Genomic DNA, 20658 nt, shown 5'->3' on the forward strand with positions numbered 1-20658 from the left:
ACCTCGGAAAAGGCATCAATTTGATTCTCCAAATGAAGTATATTTACAATTATTAAACAATAATCAGGAATTCGCATTAATTAATTGAATCCACCCATTAATAATTAATAGTTTTAGTAAAAAAATGAATGTATCCTCTGATAACGCTGCACCAATTGAAAGAGCGCCTGTCGCTCAGCAAACCGTTTATTCCATATTATTTTCGATAGCATTTGCCCATTTACTCAATGATTTACTGCAAGCTGTTATCCCTGCGGCATACCCTATTTTAAAGGAAAACTTTCAGTTGACGTTTACCCAAATTGGATTAATTACGTTAGCCTATCAATTGGCGGCCTCTATTTTGCAGCCTGTGGTTGGTTTATACACGGATAAAAGACCAAAGCCTTTTTCTCAGATTTTTGGAATGCTATTTACTTTATCTGGAATTGTTTGCTTATCCTACGCTTCCAGTTTTGAAACGATTATTGTTTCAGTAGTTTTGGTTGGAATTGGTTCTTCCATTTTTCATCCTGAAGCATCGCGGATCTCCTTTTTGGCCTCAGGTGGCAAACGTGGTTTAGCACAATCCATTTTTCAATTAGGAGGTAATGCTGGGACCGCAATAGGACCGTTGTTAGTCGCCTTAATTGTGGTTCCTAACTCCCAATATTCTATTATTTGGTTCGTGGTTGTTGCGCTGATTGGCTTACTTGTTTTGAGTAAAATTGCGCTTTGGTACCAAAACCATCTGAGTTTAAGAAGTACTAAAAAAGCAGTAATCGACTTGCCTAATTTATCGCCAAAAACTATAAAGATTTCGGTTGCAATTTTGATGGTATTGATCTTTTCGAAATTCTTTTACATGGCAAGTATGTCTAGTTACTTTACTTTTTACTTGATGGAAAAATTTAATTTGTCTGTTCAGGAAGCCCAATTTCATTTGGTTTTGTTTTTGGCTTCTTGTGCTATTGGAACCTTAATTGGAGGGCCGTTAGGGGATAAATTTGGAAGGAAATACGTAATATGGTTTTCAGTATTGGGAGCTGCTCCTTTTACTCTGCTGTTGCAGTATGTCGATTTGTTTTGGACAGGGGTTTTGTCAGTCATAATAGGAACGATTATTTCATCTGCATTTCCTGCGATCTTGGTCTTTGCGCAAGAATTATTGCCTAAAAAATTAGGTATGGTCTCTGGCCTTTTCTATGGTTTCGCTTTTGGAATGGGAGGTTTGGGCTCTGCATTATTGGGAAATCTTGCGGATCATACTAGCATAAATTATGTTTACCACCTGTGTGCGTACTTGCCTTTGATAGGAGGTATCGCCTTCTTTTTGCCTAATCTAAAGAAAAAATAGAACTGTAATGTGTTTTTCAGGAGTTGATTCCAGCTAAACAGTATATTTTGTTAAACATTCTTTCTTCATCTGAATGGTAAACAAAAAATTGGTCCGTTAATCAATAGTAAGTTATTTGGCATTCTTATGGTCAAATTTGGAGAGGGTCATTTTGTGATTTTGGTAATAATTTAGTACAATCTTAAGATAAATTTTCTTCTTTATTACTTTTATTTCAATAACTTACAATGTTACTAATCAATAAAAAAAAACGAGTATGGCAACATTACGATTAGGCGATATTGCTCCTGATTTTGAAGCAGAAACGTCACAAGGAAAAATAAAATTTCATGAATGGCTTGGAGACTCGTGGGGCGTTTTGTTCTCACATCCAGCTGATTTTACACCAGTCTGTACCACTGAATTGGGAACCGTAGCCAATTATTATCCTGAATTTGAAAAGAGGGATGTAAAAGTTATCGCCTTGAGCGTGGACGGTGTAGATTCACACATGGAATGGATCAAAGATATCAATGAAACTCAAAATACGACAGTAAATTTCCCTATTATTGCGGATGAAGACAAACGAATTGCAGCATTATATGATATGATTCACCCTAATGCAAGTGAAAGTTTTACAGTGCGTTCCGTTTATATAATTGGGCCTGACAAAAAAGTAAAATTGACCTTAACCTATCCGGCATCTACAGGTAGAAATTTTGATGAAATTCTGCGTGTAATCGATAGTCTACAGTTAACGGCTAAATATAGCGTGGCAACACCAGCCAACTGGAAAGATGGAGATAATGTAGTGATTTCAACTGCTATTAAAGATGAAGATATTGCAGCAAAGTTTCCAAAAGGCTATGAAAGGGTTAAACCGTATTTAAGGATGACGCCACAGCCTAATAAATAATAATTTACCGCGCTATTACAGATTGAAAAGCAGCATAAAAACGATTTTATGTTGCTTTTTTTATGCTCAAAGACCTCAGTAAAAAGAAGCGAGATAATGGCGTTTAATTCAAAGGTTAGAGTAAACGGGTAGCTTTAATACGCAGTAGTTAATGGAGTTTTTACTACACATTGGAATTTCTCAAAAATGTTATCCTTAACTTTTATCTCAAGGCAGTAATTACAAATAGAGTTCACTGTAAAAAATATATCACATTTTATTTTTTAGCTGTAATAAACAGGCCAGAAATAATGATTCCCATACTTATGATTTGGGTAAGTCCAATAGCTTGATTTAGAAAAAAATAAGCAAGTATGCCGCTAAATATTGGAATCAAATAATAAATTAAAGCAGTTTTCGAAGTACCTATTAATCGGATTGCCTCGTTCCATAAATAAAAAGAAACTAGCGACGCAAAAATACCAACGTATAGCGTAATTAAGATTGTTGTAGAATCAAAAATCACTTTTTGATAAGTAGTATTTTCCCAAATATATAAAGGAAGAAGTAGTGCTGTACCAATACTGAAAACACTAAATAAAAATACTTTCGGAGCTAGTTGTTGTGGTTTTTTTCGAACTAAAATAGTGTAACACGCAAAAAAGAAACAAGCGAGAAGCATCAACAAGTCTCCAATTGTAAAATTGATGGTAAGCAATGCTTGTAAGGAACCTTTGGAAATAAGCACTAGAACTCCTATAATTATGGTAGCAATTCCTACTATTTTTATATTGGATACTTTCTCTTTGTAGATGATTCTGGAAAGGATAATGATAAACAGCGGAATTGAAATGGCAATTAATGATAAATTGATAGCACTTGTTGTTTTTCCTGCAAAGTATATCAGTGTATTAAAAATAGTAATGCCCAAAACGGCGGTAAGTGTAAGGTACCAAAAGTGCTTTTTTAGTATTGGTAAACTTTCAAAAGTCCTTTTAGCAGCAAAAGGAGCTAAAACAATACAGGCAACGGTCCAGCGCCAAAAAGCCAATCCCACTGGTGGAATATGTCCTTTTACACCACTAGCAATGACCATGTTGACTGACCATAGAAGTGTAGCGAATAAGGCAAATAAAACTCCCTTGGTCTGATTACTCATTAAACAAGATTGTTTATTTTGGCATGTTGTAATAACATAATTGTTTTGGCATCTTGAATTTGGCCTGTTGCTATCATAGCGTATGCTTCTTCATAGGGCATTTCGAGTACATCAATATTCTCCTGTTCGTGCGCTACTCCGCCACCTTCACTGACTTTCATAGATTCATCGTAAGCCCCAACAAACAAGTATAAAATTTCAGTTACAGCACCAGGAGACATATAGGTTTGCATGATTTTAGTGACTTTTATGAGTCGGTATCCTGTTTCTTCCTCTGTTTCTCGAATGATGCATTGTTCTGGATTGTCTTCGTCTAAAAGACCGGCGCAAACTTCAATCATCATGCCAGAGTCATTCCCATTTAGGTAGGTTGGCAAGCGAAATTGTCTCGTTAAAATAACCGTTTTTTGTTGTTTATTGTACAATAAAATCGCCGCGCCGTTCCCACGGTCATACACTTCTCTTTTTTGGGTGATCCAAGAATCGTCTTTTTTTTGATAGTCGAAAGTAACTTTATTTAAGATATACCAGTTGTCAGATAGCAATTCAGTTTTTTGTATTTTAATAGTTGGATTTTTCATGGCTGTATCGAAAGTATTTTTTTTGTTTAGGTAAAATATTATTAAAAAGTAATCCAGTCTCGGCTACCTCTATTTTTGGAGAGGGTTGGGGAGAGGAAAAAAAAACGCTCTGAAATTTCAGAGCGTTTTGTAATCTTATTTAAGAATAGTCTGCTTTCTATCTGGTCCAACAGAAACTATTTTGATAGGAACTTCAACTTCTCTTTCGATAAATTCAATGTACTCTTTCAACTCTGTTGGTAGTTCTTCGTAAGTGGTCATTCCGGTTAAATCGGCATGCCAACCTTTGAATTCCTGATACACTGGAGTTACATTCTCAGGTTCGATGTTGTAAGGAAAATGAGAAATTTTCTCTCCTTTATAATTGTATTCGGTACATACTTTTAACGTTTCAAATCCAGAAAGTACATCTCCTTTCATCATCATTAATTGTGTAACACCATTAACTTGAATAGCATATTTAAGTGCTACTAAGTCTAACCATCCACAACGTCTTTGTCTGCCAGTCACAGATCCAAATTCATTTCCAACACTTGCCATTGTAGCACCGTCTTCATCAAAAAGTTCCGTTGGGAAAGGACCACTACCTACGCGAGTTACATACGCTTTGAAAATTCCGTATACTTCTTTGATTTTATTTGGAGCAATTCCTAAACCAGTACAAGCACCAGCAGCAGTAGTGTTAGAGGATGTTACAAAAGGATAGGTCCCAAAATCAACGTCCAGTAAGGAACCTTGAGCACCTTCACATAATATTGATTTACCTGCCTTTTGAGCTTGGTGTAAATACTCTTCACTATCAATAAAATCTAATTTTTTTAGATCTTCGATAGCTTCAAAAAATTCTTTTTCTAATTCGGGTAAATTGTACTGAATATCAACATTGTAAAACGCAATCATGGCTTCATGCTTATCCGCCAAAGCTCTGTAACGATCTGCAAAGTCCTCTAATTCAATATCTCCAACGCGGATACCGTTTCTTCCGGTTTTGTCCATATACGTTGGACCAATTCCTTTTAGAGTAGAACCTATTTTTGCTTTTCCTTTTGATGCTTCAGATGCTGCATCCAATAAACGATGGGTAGGTAATATTAAATGAGCTTTTCTAGAAATAATTAGCTTTGCCTTTAGGTCTAAGTTAAATTTGGCTAAGCCATCAATTTCACTTTTAAAAACTACAGGATCAATTACAACACCATTACCAATGATGTTCATGTTATTTCCGTGAAAAATTCCAGAAGGAATGGTTCTAAGTACGTGTTTTATTCCGTCAAATTCTAAAGTATGTCCTGCGTTTGGTCCTCCTTGAAAACGAGCAATAATATCGTATTTAGAAGTAAGAACATCAACAATTTTTCCTTTTCCTTCATCTCCCCATTGTAATCCTAGTAATAAATCTACGGTCATTCTGTACGTTATTTGTAGTTAATTTTTATGTTTTTAAACGATCTTATTCCAAGTTTTCTTTTTGTTTCTTTACTGCGTAGAGATATAACGAATGATTGGTAATTTCGATATCAAAAATTTCTTCGATTGTTTTTTTGATACTTTGAATCCTCGGATCACAAAACTCAATTACTTCACCTGTATCAGTCATTATAATATGGTCGTGCTGTTTGTCAAAATACGATTTTTCGTAATGTGCTTGATTTTGTCCAAATTGGTGTTTGCGAACTAAAGCACAATCTAGGAGCAACTCGATTGTATTGTAAAGCGTTGCCCTACTCACACGATAGTTTTTGTTTTTCATTTTGATATATAAATTTTCTACATCAAAATGTTCTTCGCTATCGTAAATTTCCTGAAGGATAGCATAACGTTCAGGGGTTTTGCGATGTCCTTTTTTTTCAAGATACATTGTAAAAACATTTTTTACAATTTCTTGGTTTTTGGTGTTATCTGTGGAAATGAGTGTCATATAGTGGCAAAGATAATTTTTTTAGTTTAAAGTTTAAAGTTTCCGGTTTGTTAAGTTTCAAGTTTGTTCTAATACGAGTTCAAAATGCCTAAATAAAAGTCAGCAAAAATCACTATTGTGCTACGTTTTGTACTCCCGAGTTACTTTATCTATTCCGTCAATCTTCTTGATATTATTAATCATTTTTTTTAAAATGGTATTGTTTTGAACAATTACCGCAACTTGGCCATGAAAAATTCCAGCATCAGTGCTCAGCGCTATACTTTGAATATTAACATGCATGTTGTTTGATATCACTTTTGTTAATTGATTTGTAAGTCCTAAAACATCCATTCCTGTTATGTTTATAATGGCTTTGAACTCTTCCTGCGAAGAATCGATCCACTTGGCCGACATAATTCGGTAGGCGTAATTGGATTGCATTCCTATAGCATTAGGGCAATCTTTTTTGTGCACTTTTATCCCTTCATTGATTGTTACAAACCCAAATACGTCATCGCCAGGAATTGGATTGCAGCAAGGAGATAATTTATAATCTAGTTTGTCATGTTCTTTCCCAAAAACAAGCATGTCATAATTACTGCTAACTATTGGTTTGTGAATGTCTTCGTCAGCAGTAGTACTGGAAGAACGCTTCATTTTATTTTTGAAGAAATTAATGAATGTATTGCTTTTTTGTGCGGCGTAATCTTTAAGTTGCTGGTTCTCGATAGCACCAATTCCCACTCTATAAAATAAATCTAAACTTGTTTTTAGTTTAAAAAAGTTGACTAACTCATTAATAACCTGCTCACTCATGGTTATTTTTAGATGCTTTAATTTTCGGGTAAGCAGTTCTTTGCCTTCTTCACCAATTTTCTTGGTATTTTCGTTTAAAACATTTTTTATTTTCGTTTTTGCTCGAGAGGTGGTGACATAATCAAGCCAGTTAATGGTAGGCTTTTGATGCTGTGACGTGATGACTTCAATTTGATCTCCACTTTTCAATTCAAAATTCAAAGGAACTAGTTTTCCATTGACCCGAGTTCCTCTGGTTCGTATTCCTATTTCAGAGTGAATGCTAAACGCAAAATCGAGCGATGTAGCTCCTTTAGGCAACGATTTTATTTCCCCTTTTGGAGTAAAAACGAAGATCTCTTTTGAATATAAATTCATTTTGAAATCTTCTACAAAGTCTACGGCATTCGTTTCAGAATTCTCTAGCGCTTCCTTTAGTAAATTAAGCCATACGTCTAATCCACTTTCTTCGGTAGCACCATTCTTGTATTTATAATGTGCTGCGTATCCCTTTTCAGCAATTTCATCCATTCTTTCGCTCCGAACTTGTACTTCCACCCAACGTCCTTTTGGCCCCATAACGGTAATGTGCAAGGCTTCATAACCTGTTGATTTTGGTGATGAAATCCAGTCCCGCAAACGGCTTGGACTCGGTCTGTAATGGTCAGTAACAATAGAATATATTTTCCAAGCAACGAATTTCTCATCATGTGGATTTGATTTATATACAATGCGCAATGCAAATTTGTCGTATACTTCATCAAAACTCACGTTTTGTGCTAACATTTTTCTACGAATAGAATAAATAGATTTTGGACGACCTTTTATGATGTATTCAACACCTTCAGCATCTAAAGAGGCTTTTAGGACATTTGAAATATCGTCAATATAAGCATCTTGCTCTTCTTTAGTTTCTTTTATTTTACTGACTATTTCTTTGTAAATTGCCGGTTCCGTATATTTTAATCCTAAATCTTCCAGCTTGGTTTTTATATTATATAGCCCTAAGCGATGTGCTAGTGGTGCGTATATGTACAAAGTTTCAGATGCAATTTTGGTTTGTTTGTCCTCTTGCATAGAATCCATAGTTTGCATGTTGTGCAAACGATCCGCAAGTTTGATAAGAATAACGCGAACATCATCATTCAGCGTTAATATCATTTTACGGAAATTTTCTGCTTGCATGGAAACATTTAAATCTCTTTGTACCAATGATATTTTGGTCAATCCTTCTACGATTTGCGCTACTTTTGGATTAAACAAGCGTTCAATATCCTGCACAGTAGTAGGTGTGTCCTCAACAACATCGTGCAACAAGGCTGCTGCAATAGAGGTTGCTCCCAAGCCTATTTCCGAAGCAACAATTTTTGCTACAGCAATAGGGTGGAAGATATAGGCTTCGCCGGATTTTCTCCTTTGTTCTTTATGGGCTTCTACGGACACATCAAATGCTTTTCGAATCAGTTTCTTGTCTTCGGGAGTTAAGGTTTGATAACTTATCCGCAGCAGTTCCTTGTATTCTTGAGCAATTGCTTTGTTTTCTTTTTCTAAATCTATTTCTGTCATAACGGCATGGTTCATTTCCTAAAAATAACAATAAGCTCGGAGATATGCAAATGTATATTAGAACTTAAGGTATAAGAAATTGAGCTTATTATTTAATTTATTCTTATAAAATCTAAATCCTGAAAATCATAGCTAAAATCAGTTAATTCAGAAATGGGCTTCATTGTTAGTCGTACTGCTTTTCCAGTAGCATCACATTCAAAAAACAAATGAGCATCCGCATGGAAATAAGCATTATCCCATTTTACTACATAATTCGCATCCTTATAGAAAAAAACTTCGCCCGTAAGCTGTGGAGAGCGTTTAGAGGCAAAAAACAATTTTCCTTTTCTTTCTGAAAGTACCACCTCGCCAAACCAATTGTCTTGGTAGGTTCCTATAAAGCTTTTGAAATCAATTTTGATTTTGTCTTTTTTATTTTTAGCTACAGCTGCCCAAACTTCGTCTGTGATTTTGTCTGATGAGGCTTCATTTTGTTTTAGACTTGTACTGTAATTAGCCACGTAATCTTCGGATTGAATGCCTAAGTAACTGTCTTTTATAGTATTGGTAATTGCTCTGAACGCAGCGCCAGACTGCTGATTGGTCAAAACAATAATTCCTACATTCAGTTCCGGTAAAAGCGTTACTTGAGTAACAATACCCTCTAATCCGCCGGTGTGGGTAACTTGTTTGTATCCTTTTACATCACTTAGGAACCAGCCCAAGCCATAGCCGCTAAAATGCGTATTGTACGGAGGTCTTGTGGCCGCTGGAATTATGGTTTGTAATTGCCACATCTCATCGTGCTCCTTTTTCGAAAATAATTGCTTGTTATCAGCGCCATATTTTCCATTGTTCATTTGCATGATGGTCCATTTACTCAAATCATTCACACTGGAGTAAATTCCAGCTGCTGCATCAAAGAGTTGGTTTTTATAGCGTTTGATTACTTTTAGTTCCCTGTTGATGGGAACATGCGGTGCAATAACATTGGTGGTATCTTTCAATCGTACAAATGAAGCAGCACTATAATTCATTTCCAAGGGTTTCATCATGCGTTCTTCTACAAAATCGCACCAGCTCTTGCCGCTTGCTACTTGTATTACTTCTCCAGCAATAATGTATAGTAAGTTGTCATAATCGTATTGGGTTCTAAAGGCGGAAACGGGTTTTAAATACTGTATATTTTGAATAATATCAGTAGCTGTAAAATCACTTCCGTCAGGCCAAATCATCAAGTCTCCCGCGCCAAGGCCTAATCCGCTACGGTGCGTTAATAAATCCCGAATTGTAAATTCATTCGTAACGTATTCATTATACATCTTGAAATTAGGAAGGTATTTAATGACTTTGTCATCCCATTTTACTTTTCCTTCGTCTACTAACATGGCCAAAGCGGCGCTTGTAAACGCTTTACTATTGGATGCAATTCCAAAAAGGGTATTGGCATCTACTTTTTCTTTAGTCAAAATAGATTTTACACCATATCCTTTCGCATGAATAATCTTTCCATCTTTGACAATTGCGACAGCAATTCCAGGAACATTGAATGTTTTTAAAGTGCGCTCCACAAGATAGTCAACTTTAGCCGCATCGATTTGTGCGAAAGAAAAAGAGGTTGAAATTAGGGCAATTGCAAAGAATAATTTATTTTTCATATTAATTACGATGTTTGTAAAATGGTGAATTGTTACTATTTTTTTGTTATAAATCTGCAATCAAAAATCTAAAACCCTCTTTGTCTTTTGGCTTCAAAAATCAAAATAGCTGCTGCAACAGAAACATTCATCGAATCGATTTCACCTTGCATTGGAATAATAATATTTTGAGTTGCTGCCGTACGCCATTCCTCCGTTAATCCAGTGGCTTCTGTGCCCACAACTAATGCGGTTGGGGTGGTATAATCCTGTGTGTGATATGCCGTCGAATTTTGCAAAGTCGCGCAATAAAAACTGATATTTCGTTCTTTCAAAAAAGTAATAATTTCTGATGTCGTTCCAGTGGCAATCTGATTGGTAAATAAACAACCTACGCTAGAACGCACAATATTTGGATTGTATAGATCACTTTTTGGATTAGCAATAATCACGGCATCTAAATTAGCAGCGTCGGCTGTGCGAAGTAGTGCGCCAATATTACCTGGTTTTTCGGGCGCTTCGGCAACTAGAATTAAAGGATTTGCAGATAATTTCAAATCAGATAATTGCATTGATTTGGTTTTGGCAACAGCCAAAACACCTTCGGTAGTATCTCGATAAGCGAGCTTCTGATATACTTCCTTGTTGATTTCTATCAATGTTGCAGTCGGAGCTACTTGACGCGCCTCCGCCTCAGAACAAATTTCAGGTAAAAACAATAGTGTTTCCAGTTCGTAACCCCCTTTAACCGCTATTGCAATTTCACGTTTGCCTTCCATTAAGAAATTTCCGGATTGCTTGCGTGCCTTTGCCTTTTCCTGCAATTGCACTAAAGATTTTATGTATGGATTTTGTATAGAAGTGATTTGTTTCAAGACGTTCAACTATTTAATTAATAGCTACAAAGATACATAGAGAAAATCCAGTTTTTATAATAGGGTTCGAATATTTGTTGGAAACTAAGAGAATGTCATATTGTGGGAGTTTTAAGGTTGTTTCACGAGGAATTTCTTTATTTTTGTCCGAATTCGAAAATCAAAATCCCAAATCAAATGTTTCACTTATTAGATATCATCGGTACGATGGCTTTTGCTATGTCGGGCGCATTGACGGCCATGAATAAAAAGCTGGATCCTTTTGGGGTATTTATCATCGCATTTGTCACTGCTGTTGGTGGTGGAACGCTCCGAGACATCATGATTGGGAGGACTCCTGTGGGCTGGATGCTGGATTTAAAGTATGTTTATGTAATAGCAATTGGCTTTGTTTTGGCTATTATATTTAGAAAAAAATTCGATAGATTGCGTACTTCTTTATTTTTATTTGACACTATTGGATTGGGTGTTTTTACATTGATTGGTTTAGAAAAAGGAATCAACATTGGTCTACATCCCATTATTTGTATCGCATTAGGTACAATGACGGCTTGCTTTGGTGGTGTGATCCGCGATATTTTGTGTACAGAAATTCCTGTTATATTTAGAAGAGAAATTTATGCTACAATATGTATTTTAGGTGGAATTGTTTTTTTTCTGCTTCGAAAACTGAATTTGGAAAATGATGTTTTGTATTTAACGACGTCACTAGTTATCATTTCGGTTCGATTAATGGCTGTAAAATTCAAATGGTATTTACCTACTTTAGAACATAAATAAAAAAGAAGTACTTTCACGAAGTCTAAATTCAAAGAGTGAAAAATTATTTTGTAAAACAATACCAAAAAAACGATTATATAAATTGGAATGCCTTTATTGGTCAAGCCAAAAATGCTACTTTTTTATTTCACCGAGATTTTATGGAATACCACAACGATCGGTTCGAGGATTTCTCGTTGATGATTTTTGAGGATGACAAGCTAGTGGCTGTTTTACCTGCCAATAGAGTTGGAGTTGTCGTTTTTTCGCATCAAGGTTTAACGTATGGCGGATTAGTTTACTCGGCTAAATTAAATGGAGAAAAAGTAGCAACGATTTTGGATGCTGTTCTGTCTTTTTACAAAGAGATGGAGATACAGTCCTTTTATTACAATCCGATTCCTTTATTCTATGTGTCAAAAGGCAACGCTGAAATGGAATTTTTTATGTTTAAAAAAGGAGCGTTTTTAGATAAAAAAGAAATGAATTTGGGTATTAATTTAGCGATGCCATTAACCATTTCAAAAAGTAAATTAAAGCATTTTAGGAAAGTAGAAGAACTCGATGTAGAACTCGTAGAAGAACAAGAATTGGAGTCATTTTGGGAATTGGTCCTAGAGCCAAGACTATCAGAAAAACACAATGCAAAGCCCGTACATACGCTACAAGAAATTACAGCACTTAAAGAAAAGTTCCCAAATAATATCAGACAGTTTTCAGCTTATTATGATGGTACTATCATTGCCGGGATAACACTTTTTGAGACGGAAACAGTGGTGAAATCGCAATATGGTGCTACAACAAAAAAAGGGGAGGAATTGCGTGCCTTAGATTTTTTATTTATTACTTTAATAAAAAAATACAAACAGGAAGGAAAACTTTTTTTTGATATGGGAATCGTTAATGACGCTAATGAAAAAGGATACCACGCCGGACTTTTGAAACAAAAAGAGGAATTAGGTTGCTCTGTTTACAACCAGGATTTTTATAAAATGAAGCTATTATGATCCCTTTTCTTGATTTAAAAAAAATAAACGAACCCTACGAAACTGCTTTTCAAGAAAAATTGAAATCGGTTTTACATAGCGGTTGGTATGTTTTAGGGAATGAGGTTGCCGCATTTGAAACTAATTTTGCTACCTATTGTGGTGTAAAACATTGTTTTGGCGTAGGAAATGGTTTTGACGCTTTAGTTTTGATTTTCAAAGGTTATATTCAACTTGGAAAACTGCAAAAAGGCGATGAAGTTATTGTTCCTGCAAACACCTATATTGCTAGTATATTGTCGATTTTACAAGCAGATTTAATTCCGGTTTTAGTCGAGCCAAATGTAGAAACCTACAACATAAATTCGGCGTTGATTTTAGCTAAAATTACGTCTAAAACTAAAGCTATTTTGGCGGTTCATTTGTATGGACAATTGGCCGAAATGGATGCGATAAACGAAATTGCTGTGGCAAATAATTTGCTGGTTATTGAAGATGCAGCTCAAGCTCATGGGGCTGTACTAGTTGCCAAAAGTGATATCTCAAATGCAATAGAGCGGAAAGCAGGTAATTTAAGTAATGCGGCAGCTTTTAGTTTTTATCCTGGAAAAAATTTAGGTTGTTTAGGAGATGCTGGTGCTGTTACTACAAATGATGCAGCTTTAGCTAAGGTAATTTTTTCAATGCGCAATTACGGTTCAGAAACCAAATATTATAATGATTATATTGGTGTAAATTCGAGGTTAGATGAGTTGCAAGCAGCTTTTTTGAACGTAAAATTACCGTCTTTAGATACTGAAAATGAAAAGCGAAGAACCATTGCCAAACGCTATTTGTCTGAAATTAAAAACGATAAAATCATTTTGCCCAAACTGTCATTGCTTGGTACGGAGCAATCTAATCATGTTTTTCACCTGTTTGTAATTCGAACTAAAAACCGAATAGCGCTACAGGATTACCTTAGCAAAAATGGTATCCAAACTGTAATTCACTATCCCATTGCTCCACACCAGCAAAAAGCTTTAAAACAGTACAATGATCTGTCTTTTCCAATTACGGAGAAGATGCATGAGGAAGTTTTAAGCTTGCCTATGAGTCCAGTTTTGACGATGGAGGAGGTCAGTTATATTGTTTTACTTTTAAATAAATATTAAATGGGATTAATTAGCAAAATAAAACAATTGTGCTTTGTTAATTTGCGGATTATAAAGTATAAATTCCTCTCCGATTGCCAACGTGTGGTGGGTAAGCCAAAGCTTTTCTATCCTGTACTATTGAAAGGAAAAGGAACAATTATTTTTGAAGAAAATGTACAAATTGGGGTAATTTCGTCGCCCTATTTTTATTTAGGATATACTTTTATGGAAGCTAAATATGATAGCAGTGAAATTAACATTGGAAGTAATGTTGCTATTAATAATGCTTTTTCGATTATTTGTTCTTCGAAAGTTACAATCAGAGATAACGTTTTAATAGGCGGCAACTGTACAATCATGGATAACGATGGGCATTATTTAGATCTTGATAAAAGAAATGAGAGTAATCCAATTTCTTTTCCAGTGTATATTGGGGAAAATGTCTTTATTGGTTCAAATGTTTCTATTTTGAAAGGAGTTACGATAGGAGAAAATTCTGTAATAGGAAATGGATCTGTGGTGAGCAAAAATATCCCTAAAAATGTTATTGCGGCAGGAAATCCTGCTAAAGTTATTAGAAACTTATAATGTTAAAGACCATCAAACAAAATCCGCTTCTTAAAGTAATCTCACTAAATTCGATTTCAGTGGTGGTGAGTTTTATGCTAGGGATTGTTTCTACTAAGATTATTTCCATTTATTTAGGTACGTCAGGAATGGCATTATTAGGGAATTTTAGAAACTTCACAACAATGATGAAGTCCATGGCTACATTAGGAATTAACAATTCATTCATTAAAGTTTTCGTGGAGAATAAAGAGGATAAAAATGAATTAGGTGTCATTTATTCTACTTTTTTTTGGTTCTTCCTATTTGTTTCAGTAGGTTTAGGTTTGATAATTTTAGTTTTCTCCAATGTAATATCCGAATTTTTATTTCTTACTATTTCCTTTGCATATCCTATTCGTTTTTTTGGATTGTTACTGCCTTTACTTGTTATCAATACATTTTGGATTGCCATCTATACTGCTTTAGAAAAATATAAAAAAATTGTCATTCTGCAGATTGTCTCGAATCTATTAATTTTTAGTTTAACGACTTTTTTGATAGTAAATAATGCGATAAACGGAGGATTGTTAGCAATTGTTTTGAGCGAATTAGTGGCGGTGGTGGTGACTTTTGTTTTTATAATAAAGGATAGCAGTTATTTTCAATTTAGCCTTCAGAAAATTATAGCAAAGAAATATTTAGATACCATCAAGAGCTTTTCTTCAATGGCTTTATTAAGTGCCATACTTACACCTGTAACGCTATTACTCATAAGAAGTTTTATAATCAAAACGCATTCTATACAAGAAGCTGGTATTTGGGATGCTACCAATAAATTTTCTAGTTTTTATATGTTGGTTTTTAGCTCTGGGTTATCATTATATTACCTCCCAAAATTATCTTCTTTAAAAACAGAGGAGGAGTTCAAATTAGAATTAAAATCCTATTTTCGTGTCTTTGTTCCATTATTTTTTGCAGTATTATTGCTTGTTTTTTTATTGAAAGGATTTATTTTAGATCTTGCTTTTACAAAATCTTTTTTAAAAGTGAAGGACGTACTAATTTGGCAGCTTTTAGGTGATTTTTTAAGGATTATGACATTGGCTTTTGGCTATCAAATTGTTGTGAAAGCTAGGGTCAAAAAATATTTTATTCTTGAAATAGTATTTAATGTTTCCTATTTGATAGTATCTTTTTATTTAATCAGTCGTTTTTCATTTCAAGGTGCTTTAATGGCTTATTTTATTGCCAATTTGATCTTGTTCCTGTTGATTTTATTTATGTTTCGAAAACTATTTTTTATTTCCAAGCGGCCAAATATTGACTAGCAATATTAATATGGTCGTGCTCTCTTTCGATGAAGGCTCTGGCACGATTTCCAATAACAACAATCGCTTCTGGATTTTCTATCAAAAAGGAAATCTCATTTACTAAAGAGTCAATATTTGGTGTTGCATGTATATTTACTCTCTCCTTTAAATTATAATGATCGATAAAATCATTTCCTCCACCAGTAAAAACAACTTTACCTTTTGCCATGGCTTCCAGTGCATTATAGCCTTGGTCAATAGCATAAATTTGATCTAATACAATTTGAGCGGTATTGTATCTATTAATATAGTCGCTGTAAGGTATGTTCTCAGTGATAATGACTGTTACCTTTTCAGGATATTTCTCCTGTATAATTCGCAATGCTTTTTCAAAGTAAGGAATTCCTTTTTTAATGTAACTGGAGCGATTTATCCCTAAAAAAATAACAATCTTTTCATTGATTTCTTGATCTTGAAATTTTATTTTATTGCTATTAACAGGATTAGGGATGAAGTGAGTTTTATAGTTCATTTTGTCCATAGGAATTTTATAATCTAAATCAGATGTAATAAGATTTCGACAATTTTCAGACAACCAGTCAAAGGTTCTTCTATAGTTTTTAGCCGCATATTTCAATGGATATTCAAAATGATTTTTTAAAGAATTGTTCTCGAAATATGGAGTCAGAATGCAATAATCTGTTTCTTTTTTTAACAAATAGTCAATCACTGGGGTTTCATCACCACAGATTAGTAAACTTCGATTTTTAATTTTCTTGAATAACTTTTTATACAGTAGTCGCGATAGAAAAGGGAAGGTCTCAATGGCATCAGAGTTAATGAGCTGTACGTGATCGAAGTTTTTTAATTTAGGTAATAAAAGATAAAAACGGAGTCCTCTTTCAGCTTTTGATAAATCGATTCCAGTGAGTTTGTGAATGATATTTTTTATCTTTCTAGGCAGCCAATGTCCAGATGTAAAAGAGGAATGAAAGGAATAATCGGTATCGAATTTCTTGAAATAATCTCCTGACGACAACAAAATGACGTCATGTCCTAGCGCTATTAATCCTTCTTTTAAAGAATTATGCAATCGACTGTATTCGCCTATCAAAAGTATTTTCATTTACAAATCTGAATTATTTATATTTGTGTAAATATAAGTACAAATTGATAAAAGAATTTAAAAAAGGAGATCTGGAAATAGTATTGTCAACCATGGATAGAGATTCATTGGATTTTTTAATTCCGATGTTTTCATTCTCTCATTTTTCAAACTTTTCGATTTTAATTATCAACCAAACCCAACCGGATAAATTATTAGTTTCCAATTATCCGTCAATTCGAATAGTAAATTCATTTGAAAAAGGGTTGTCAAAAAGCAGGAATACGGGCTTTAAAAATGCAAAAGGAGAAATTATTTTAATTGCAGATGACGACGAAGTATTTAAAGAAGATTTTGAAAACACTATTCTTGAAGCGCACAATAAGTATCAAGAAGCACAAAGTATTTGTTTTGCAATCGATGATTTTAGTGGTTTCTTGTTTAAAAAATATCCTTCTACAGCAAAAACTCGATTGAGTTTTCTAGATATTTCTAATATTTTGTCCATTGAAATAAGTTTTAAAAAAGCAGCTCTCGACCAATTGAATATTAAGTTTGATACTAATTTTGGTATAGGAAGTCCATTTGCAATGGGTGAAGAAGCTATTTTTTTATCTGATTGGAGAAAGCAAAAGCAAAGTGTAATTATTGTGCCAAAAGTTATTGCAAGTCATTCGAGGTTTTCAACAGACAATAAATTAAATTTTAAACAACGGTATTACGTGCAAGGCGCTTTCTTAACCAGAATTTCAAAATACGGTTATTATAAAGGAGTTTTTTTAAAGCTTTTTTTCGATCTTAAACAAAATAAAGTGAAACTAAATCAACTGTTTGCAGCGATAAAATCAGCAAATAAAGGCAAGTTAGATTTTATACAAATGCAGAAATGAAAACAACTATAAATTCCATTCAATTATTAAAGATTCCCGTTATAGAAGATACGCGGGGAAACCTAGCATTTATTCAAGAGGCCGTTTTACCATTCGAATTCAAACGGGTGTACTACCTTTTTGATGTTCCTAGTAATGCTTTTAGAGGGGGTCATTCACATATTGTGCAGCAAGAAGTTTTAATCGCTTTGAGCGGAAGTTTTGAAGTAGTTTTAAATGACGGAGTAGAAAAAAAATCATTTCTATTGAATAAACCTAATATTGGTTTGCATATTCCGACGGGAATTTGGAGAGAATTACAAAACTTTTCTTCAGGAGCCGTATGTTTGGTTTTAGCTTCTGATGTTTATGACGAAGAAGACTATATTCGGGATTTTAATGAATTTTTGGAGTCTAAAAAATGAAGCTTTTATACATTGTTCCTAACATCAATAACGCGGGAGGTGTCGCCCGAGTACTTTCGATAAAAACTAATTATCTTATTGAACACTTTGGATACGAAGTTCATATTCTTACTCAAAACAATGGTTTTTCTGCTTTATTCTATCCCTTCAATCAGCATATTGTTTTTCACGATATGCTGTTAACAGGCACTGCAATTAGTCTTTTTAATTTGTACCAAAATGCATTAAAAGCGAAAGTGAAAGTCATTCAGCCAGATGTCATTATTGTATGTGATAACGGTTTAAAAGCCTACTTAATTCCTTTTATTTTAAAAAATAAAATTCCGCTAATTCTAGAAATGCACAGTTCCAGATTTATCGAGGAAAAAGAAGTTAAAAAAAACATTTTGACAAAAATTACTTCGAGTTTTAAGACTGTCTTGAAAAACAGAGGTGTCAAAAAATACGATCAATTTGTAGTATTAACTAGCGAAAGTGGAAAAGAATGGGATGTCAAAAATACGCTAGTGATTCCAAATCCATTATGGTTTACGATAAGAAAGCACAATGCTTTACAAAGCAAAAAAGTAATCGCCGTTGGGAGACATACTTATGAAAAGGGATTTGACAGGATGTTGGCAATTTGGAAAAAAGTAGTAATAAACCATCCAGATTGGACGTTGGGTATTTACGGGAAATCAACTGAAAATCTAGATTTACGCTCCATCGCTAAAAATCTAAATATTTATAATAATGTTACCTTTCATGAGCCAGTTCAACATATTGAAGAGAAATATTTGGAAGCTTCTTTTTACCTAATGACGTCTCGTTTTGAAGCTTTTGGCATGGTGTTAATTGAAGCGATGGCGGCTGGATTGCCATGCGTTGCTTATGATTGCCCCAGTGGCCCCAGAGAAATTTTGACTCCAAATGAAAATGGATTTTTGATCGAAAATGGTAAGGAATCAGATTACGTGCAAGCCGTAGTAGCTCTAATCGAAAATGCGACACTAAGACAACAGATGGGTGAAAAGGCGAAATTATCCATCGAAAAATACAACATCGATGTGATTATGCAAACTTGGGATGAATTATTTATTAGAATAAAAAAGAATTAATTTTTATCATCGATAGCGCATAAATATCCAACTCGATACCAATTAAAAAGAAATAAATTAGGATGATTTCCTGTCAAATTCTTCATTAATAAATGCTGAAAAACGGAATGTATTTTGGAAATAATAAAAGTAATTTTTGTACCTTTTAAAAAATGATACAATTGAATCAACTTTACAAAAGCAACATCAATTTTTTCTTCTTCATAAAGCGCAATCAAATTTTCTAATGACTCTTTAGTTTTTTTTAAATAGACCGAATTTATATCAATATCTCCGTGTTCAACAACATTTTCAATATGATTTACTGTTGCGTTTAATAGACTTAATTGATACGAAACTTGCGTGTCGTCATGACCATATTTTTTTAGATGAGCATCAAATTTTACTTGATTGAAACACTCTTTTTTTATAACGGTATTGTTAAAAAGTAATGATTGGAAGGGCTTCTTCTCTCGGTTCGTTGCAGATTTATCTTCAATAAATTTCCCGTATTTCCAACGTAGTTTTTGATTGTCGGAAGGGCATTTTTCAGGATGTTGTCGTCCTCCATAAACCACATCAAAATCATATAAATTAGAAATGAATTTATTGATATAATCGTCTCTAATAATAATGGAGTCCCCGTCGACAAAAAGTAAATATTCAAATTTCGCTTGTTCAGCTAAGGAATTTCTGTTTTCACGATGTGCCAGATTTTTTTTTAACGATACAAAACTACAATCTGATAATGCATTTATATTCTCATTAAATGCATTCAAACTTGATTGTGAAGCGTCGTCTTGGCAAAAGATTTCAAACACTATTCCGCAATTGATACATTGCTTTTGCAACTCCAAAACCAGCGGATAAACATTGTAATTATAAACCGGAATTAGTATCGAAAGCATTATACTGTTCTCTGCTGAATCACTTCAAAAATTTTGGCGTCTTCACATTTCAATGTTTTGGAAGGGAATTTCATTAACAAGGCATAATCATGCGTTGCCATAATGATGGTTTTTCCATTGGCATTGATTTTTTTCAATACCTCTAATACTTCTGCACTCGTTTGTGGATCCAAGTTTCCTGTAGGTTCATCTGCAAGAATTAATTCGGGATCATTTAGTAGAGCTCGAGCAATGGCCACTCGCTGTTGTTCCCCTCCAGAAAGCTGATGAGGCATTTTTTTACCAAAATCTTTCATCCCTACTTTATTCAAAACTTCTTCAATTTTATGCTGCATGTCTACGTTATTGATCCAGCCCGTTGCTTTAAGTACAAAAAGCATGTTGTCATTCACAGTGCGGTCTGGAAGCAGTTTGAAATCTTGAAAAACGATTCCAATCTTTCTTCTCAAAAACGGAATGTCATCTTCTTTTAAAGAAGCTAAATCAAAGTCGACAATGTTTCCCTCTCCTTCGGTTAATGGCAAATCAGCATACAAAGTTTTCATTAAGCTGCTTTTTCCTGACCCTGTTTTTCCAATGATGTAAAGGAATTCTCCATGATTTACCTCCAAGTTCACCTCTGTTAAAATAGATTTTCCTTCTTGATAAATAGTTACATTTTTTAAAGACAGTACGGATTGTGACATAGTTTGCATTTGTTTATGGGGTAAAAGTAATAAGATAACGCTTCTATTCAAAATAAATTCTGTTGTATTAAACAGAATTAAAGAAAATAGGAATATTGGTGTATTTTTAAAATGTGAGATTTTACTAATAGTATCAAAAGAACG

The 20658-nt window shown here is 34.1% G+C and carries 20 protein-coding genes; 10 read left to right on the top strand and 10 right to left on the bottom strand.

Going from position 1 to position 20658, the window contains the following annotated elements:
• Positions 1–124 precede the first annotated feature (124 nt).
• Both BUC11_RS10370 and BUC11_RS10375 read left to right on the top strand, forming a co-directional pair.
• Positions 125–1336 carry an MFS transporter gene (locus BUC11_RS10370; protein WP_073353879.1) on the top strand — a complete coding sequence of 404 codons (1212 nt, stop codon included), beginning with the start codon at positions 125–127 and terminating at the stop codon, positions 1334–1336.
• 256 nt (positions 1337–1592) lie between these two features.
• A complete protein-coding gene (locus BUC11_RS10375; protein ID WP_073353881.1) occupies positions 1593–2231 on the top strand; it encodes a peroxiredoxin in 639 nt (212 codons plus the stop codon).
• Positions 2232–2487: 256 nt separating this feature from the next.
• On the opposite strand, the gene BUC11_RS10380 is transcribed toward BUC11_RS10375, so the two are convergent.
• The 7 genes from BUC11_RS10380 to BUC11_RS10410 form a co-directional block, all read right to left on the bottom strand.
• Complete coding sequence (locus BUC11_RS10380) at positions 2488–3369, bottom strand: DMT family transporter (RefSeq protein WP_073353882.1); 882 nt, start codon at positions 3367–3369, stop codon at positions 2488–2490.
• Positions 3369–3950 (bottom strand): GDP-mannose pyrophosphatase NudK, encoded by a 582-nt coding sequence (gene nudK, locus BUC11_RS10385; RefSeq protein WP_073353884.1) that lies wholly within the window; start codon positions 3948–3950, stop codon positions 3369–3371. Before nudK ends, BUC11_RS10380 begins: the two co-directional genes overlap by 1 nt.
• A gap of 135 nt (positions 3951–4085) precedes the next feature.
• Positions 4086–5357 carry an adenylosuccinate synthase gene (locus BUC11_RS10390; RefSeq protein ID WP_073353886.1) on the bottom strand — a complete coding sequence of 424 codons (1272 nt, stop codon included), beginning with the start codon at positions 5355–5357 and terminating at the stop codon, positions 4086–4088.
• Positions 5358–5400: 43 nt separating this feature from the next.
• Positions 5401–5868: a Fur family transcriptional regulator gene (locus BUC11_RS10395; protein ID WP_073353888.1), complete on the bottom strand. Its 468-nt coding sequence runs from the start codon at positions 5866–5868 to the stop codon at positions 5401–5403.
• Between the two features lie 120 nt (positions 5869–5988).
• Complete coding sequence (locus tag BUC11_RS10400; RefSeq protein WP_073353956.1) at positions 5989–8211, bottom strand: RelA/SpoT family protein; 2223 nt, start codon at positions 8209–8211, stop codon at positions 5989–5991.
• Positions 8212–8303: 92 nt separating this feature from the next.
• On the bottom strand, positions 8304–9851 hold the full coding sequence (locus BUC11_RS10405) for a serine hydrolase (RefSeq protein ID WP_073353889.1): 1548 nt from the start codon (positions 9849–9851) through the stop codon (positions 8304–8306).
• 68 nt (positions 9852–9919) lie between these two features.
• Positions 9920–10705: a TrmH family RNA methyltransferase gene (locus BUC11_RS10410; RefSeq protein WP_073353891.1), complete on the bottom strand. Its 786-nt coding sequence runs from the start codon at positions 10703–10705 to the stop codon at positions 9920–9922.
• 177 nt (positions 10706–10882) lie between these two features.
• Here BUC11_RS10410 and BUC11_RS10415 point away from each other — a divergent pair, with 177 nt between their 5' ends.
• The 5 genes from BUC11_RS10415 to BUC11_RS10435 are packed head-to-tail and all read left to right on the top strand — an operon-like array spanning position 10883 to position 15463.
• Positions 10883–11485 carry a trimeric intracellular cation channel family protein gene (locus BUC11_RS10415; RefSeq protein WP_073353892.1) on the top strand — a complete coding sequence of 201 codons (603 nt, stop codon included), beginning with the start codon at positions 10883–10885 and terminating at the stop codon, positions 11483–11485.
• A 35-nt stretch (positions 11486–11520) separates the two neighbouring features.
• Positions 11521–12471, top strand: a complete 951-nt coding sequence (locus tag BUC11_RS10420; protein WP_073353894.1) for a GNAT family N-acetyltransferase — start codon at positions 11521–11523, stop codon at positions 12469–12471.
• The gene (locus BUC11_RS10425; protein ID WP_073353895.1) at positions 12468–13604 is read left to right on the top strand and encodes a DegT/DnrJ/EryC1/StrS family aminotransferase; all 1137 of its coding nucleotides are present in this window, start codon (positions 12468–12470) and stop codon (positions 13602–13604) included. Before BUC11_RS10420 ends, BUC11_RS10425 begins: the two co-directional genes overlap by 4 nt.
• Positions 13605–14174: an acyltransferase gene (locus BUC11_RS17165; protein ID WP_073353897.1), complete on the top strand. Its 570-nt coding sequence runs from the start codon at positions 13605–13607 to the stop codon at positions 14172–14174.
• Positions 14174–15463: an O-antigen translocase gene (locus BUC11_RS10435; protein WP_073353898.1), complete on the top strand. Its 1290-nt coding sequence runs from the start codon at positions 14174–14176 to the stop codon at positions 15461–15463. Before BUC11_RS17165 ends, BUC11_RS10435 begins: the two co-directional genes overlap by 1 nt.
• Here the strand turns inward: BUC11_RS10435 and BUC11_RS10440 are convergent.
• Positions 15435–16571 carry a glycosyltransferase family protein gene (locus BUC11_RS10440; protein WP_073353900.1) on the bottom strand — a complete coding sequence of 379 codons (1137 nt, stop codon included), beginning with the start codon at positions 16569–16571 and terminating at the stop codon, positions 15435–15437. The genes BUC11_RS10435 and BUC11_RS10440 overlap by 29 nt on opposite strands.
• Before the next feature lie 44 nt (positions 16572–16615).
• Here BUC11_RS10440 and BUC11_RS10445 point away from each other — a divergent pair, with 44 nt between their 5' ends.
• Genes BUC11_RS10445 through BUC11_RS10455 form a run of 3 tightly spaced genes read left to right on the top strand, consistent with a single transcriptional unit; the run spans position 16616 to position 18941 of the window.
• Positions 16616–17440, top strand: a complete 825-nt coding sequence (locus BUC11_RS10445) for a glycosyltransferase (protein WP_073353901.1) — start codon at positions 16616–16618, stop codon at positions 17438–17440.
• On the top strand, positions 17437–17844 hold the full coding sequence (locus BUC11_RS10450) for a sugar 3,4-ketoisomerase (RefSeq protein WP_073353903.1): 408 nt from the start codon (positions 17437–17439) through the stop codon (positions 17842–17844). Before BUC11_RS10445 ends, BUC11_RS10450 begins: the two co-directional genes overlap by 4 nt.
• Positions 17841–18941, top strand: coding sequence for a glycosyltransferase family 4 protein (locus BUC11_RS10455; RefSeq protein WP_073353904.1), 1101 nt, complete (start codon positions 17841–17843; stop codon positions 18939–18941). Before BUC11_RS10450 ends, BUC11_RS10455 begins: the two co-directional genes overlap by 4 nt.
• Here the strand turns inward: BUC11_RS10455 and BUC11_RS10460 are convergent.
• Both BUC11_RS10460 and BUC11_RS10465 read right to left on the bottom strand, forming a co-directional pair.
• A complete protein-coding gene (locus tag BUC11_RS10460; protein ID WP_073353906.1) occupies positions 18938–19828 on the bottom strand; it encodes a glycosyltransferase family 2 protein in 891 nt (296 codons plus the stop codon). The two genes, BUC11_RS10455 and BUC11_RS10460, sit on opposite strands and share 4 nt — an antisense overlap.
• Positions 19828–20514, bottom strand: a complete 687-nt coding sequence (locus BUC11_RS10465; protein WP_073353907.1) for a cell division ATP-binding protein FtsE — start codon at positions 20512–20514, stop codon at positions 19828–19830. The genes BUC11_RS10460 and BUC11_RS10465 overlap by 1 nt, the downstream gene beginning before the upstream one ends.
• Between the last annotated feature and the right edge of the window lie 144 nt (positions 20515–20658).

The sequence above is a fragment of the Flavobacterium xanthum genome (assembly GCF_900142695.1).
Classification (GTDB): Bacteria; Bacteroidota; Bacteroidia; order Flavobacteriales; family Flavobacteriaceae; genus Flavobacterium; species Flavobacterium xanthum.

What these genes read in the sequence shown, in the direction of transcription:
- BUC11_RS10370 (WP_073353879.1), top strand. Translation starts at nt 125, where the DNA reads ATGAATGTATCCTCTGATAACGCTGCACCAATTGAAAGAGCGCCTGTC.
- BUC11_RS10375 (WP_073353881.1), top strand. Translation starts at nt 1,593, where the DNA reads ATGGCAACATTACGATTAGGCGATATTGCTCCTGATTTTGAAGCAGAA.
- BUC11_RS10380 (WP_073353882.1), bottom strand. Translation starts at nt 3,369, where the DNA reads ATGAGTAATCAGACCAAGGGAGTTTTATTTGCCTTATTCGCTACACTT.
- nudK (WP_073353884.1), bottom strand. Translation starts at nt 3,950, where the DNA reads ATGAAAAATCCAACTATTAAAATACAAAAAACTGAATTGCTATCTGAC.
- BUC11_RS10390 (WP_073353886.1), bottom strand. Translation starts at nt 5,357, where the DNA reads ATGACCGTAGATTTATTACTAGGATTACAATGGGGAGATGAAGGAAAA.
- BUC11_RS10395 (WP_073353888.1), bottom strand. Translation starts at nt 5,868, where the DNA reads ATGACACTCATTTCCACAGATAACACCAAAAACCAAGAAATTGTAAAA.
- BUC11_RS10400 (WP_073353956.1), bottom strand. Translation starts at nt 8,211, where the DNA reads ATGACAGAAATAGATTTAGAAAAAGAAAACAAAGCAATTGCTCAAGAA.
- BUC11_RS10405 (WP_073353889.1), bottom strand. Translation starts at nt 9,851, where the DNA reads ATGAAAAATAAATTATTCTTTGCAATTGCCCTAATTTCAACCTCTTTT.
- BUC11_RS10415 (WP_073353892.1), top strand. Translation starts at nt 10,883, where the DNA reads ATGTTTCACTTATTAGATATCATCGGTACGATGGCTTTTGCTATGTCG.
- BUC11_RS10425 (WP_073353895.1), top strand. Translation starts at nt 12,468, where the DNA reads ATGATCCCTTTTCTTGATTTAAAAAAAATAAACGAACCCTACGAAACT.
- BUC11_RS17165 (WP_073353897.1), top strand. Translation starts at nt 13,605, where the DNA reads ATGGGATTAATTAGCAAAATAAAACAATTGTGCTTTGTTAATTTGCGG.
- BUC11_RS10435 (WP_073353898.1), top strand. Translation starts at nt 14,174, where the DNA reads ATGTTAAAGACCATCAAACAAAATCCGCTTCTTAAAGTAATCTCACTA.
- BUC11_RS10440 (WP_073353900.1), bottom strand. Translation starts at nt 16,571, where the DNA reads ATGAAAATACTTTTGATAGGCGAATACAGTCGATTGCATAATTCTTTA.
- BUC11_RS10450 (WP_073353903.1), top strand. Translation starts at nt 17,437, where the DNA reads ATGAAAACAACTATAAATTCCATTCAATTATTAAAGATTCCCGTTATA.
- BUC11_RS10455 (WP_073353904.1), top strand. Translation starts at nt 17,841, where the DNA reads ATGAAGCTTTTATACATTGTTCCTAACATCAATAACGCGGGAGGTGTC.
- BUC11_RS10460 (WP_073353906.1), bottom strand. Translation starts at nt 19,828, where the DNA reads ATGCTTTCGATACTAATTCCGGTTTATAATTACAATGTTTATCCGCTG.
- BUC11_RS10465 (WP_073353907.1), bottom strand. Translation starts at nt 20,514, where the DNA reads ATGTCACAATCCGTACTGTCTTTAAAAAATGTAACTATTTATCAAGAA.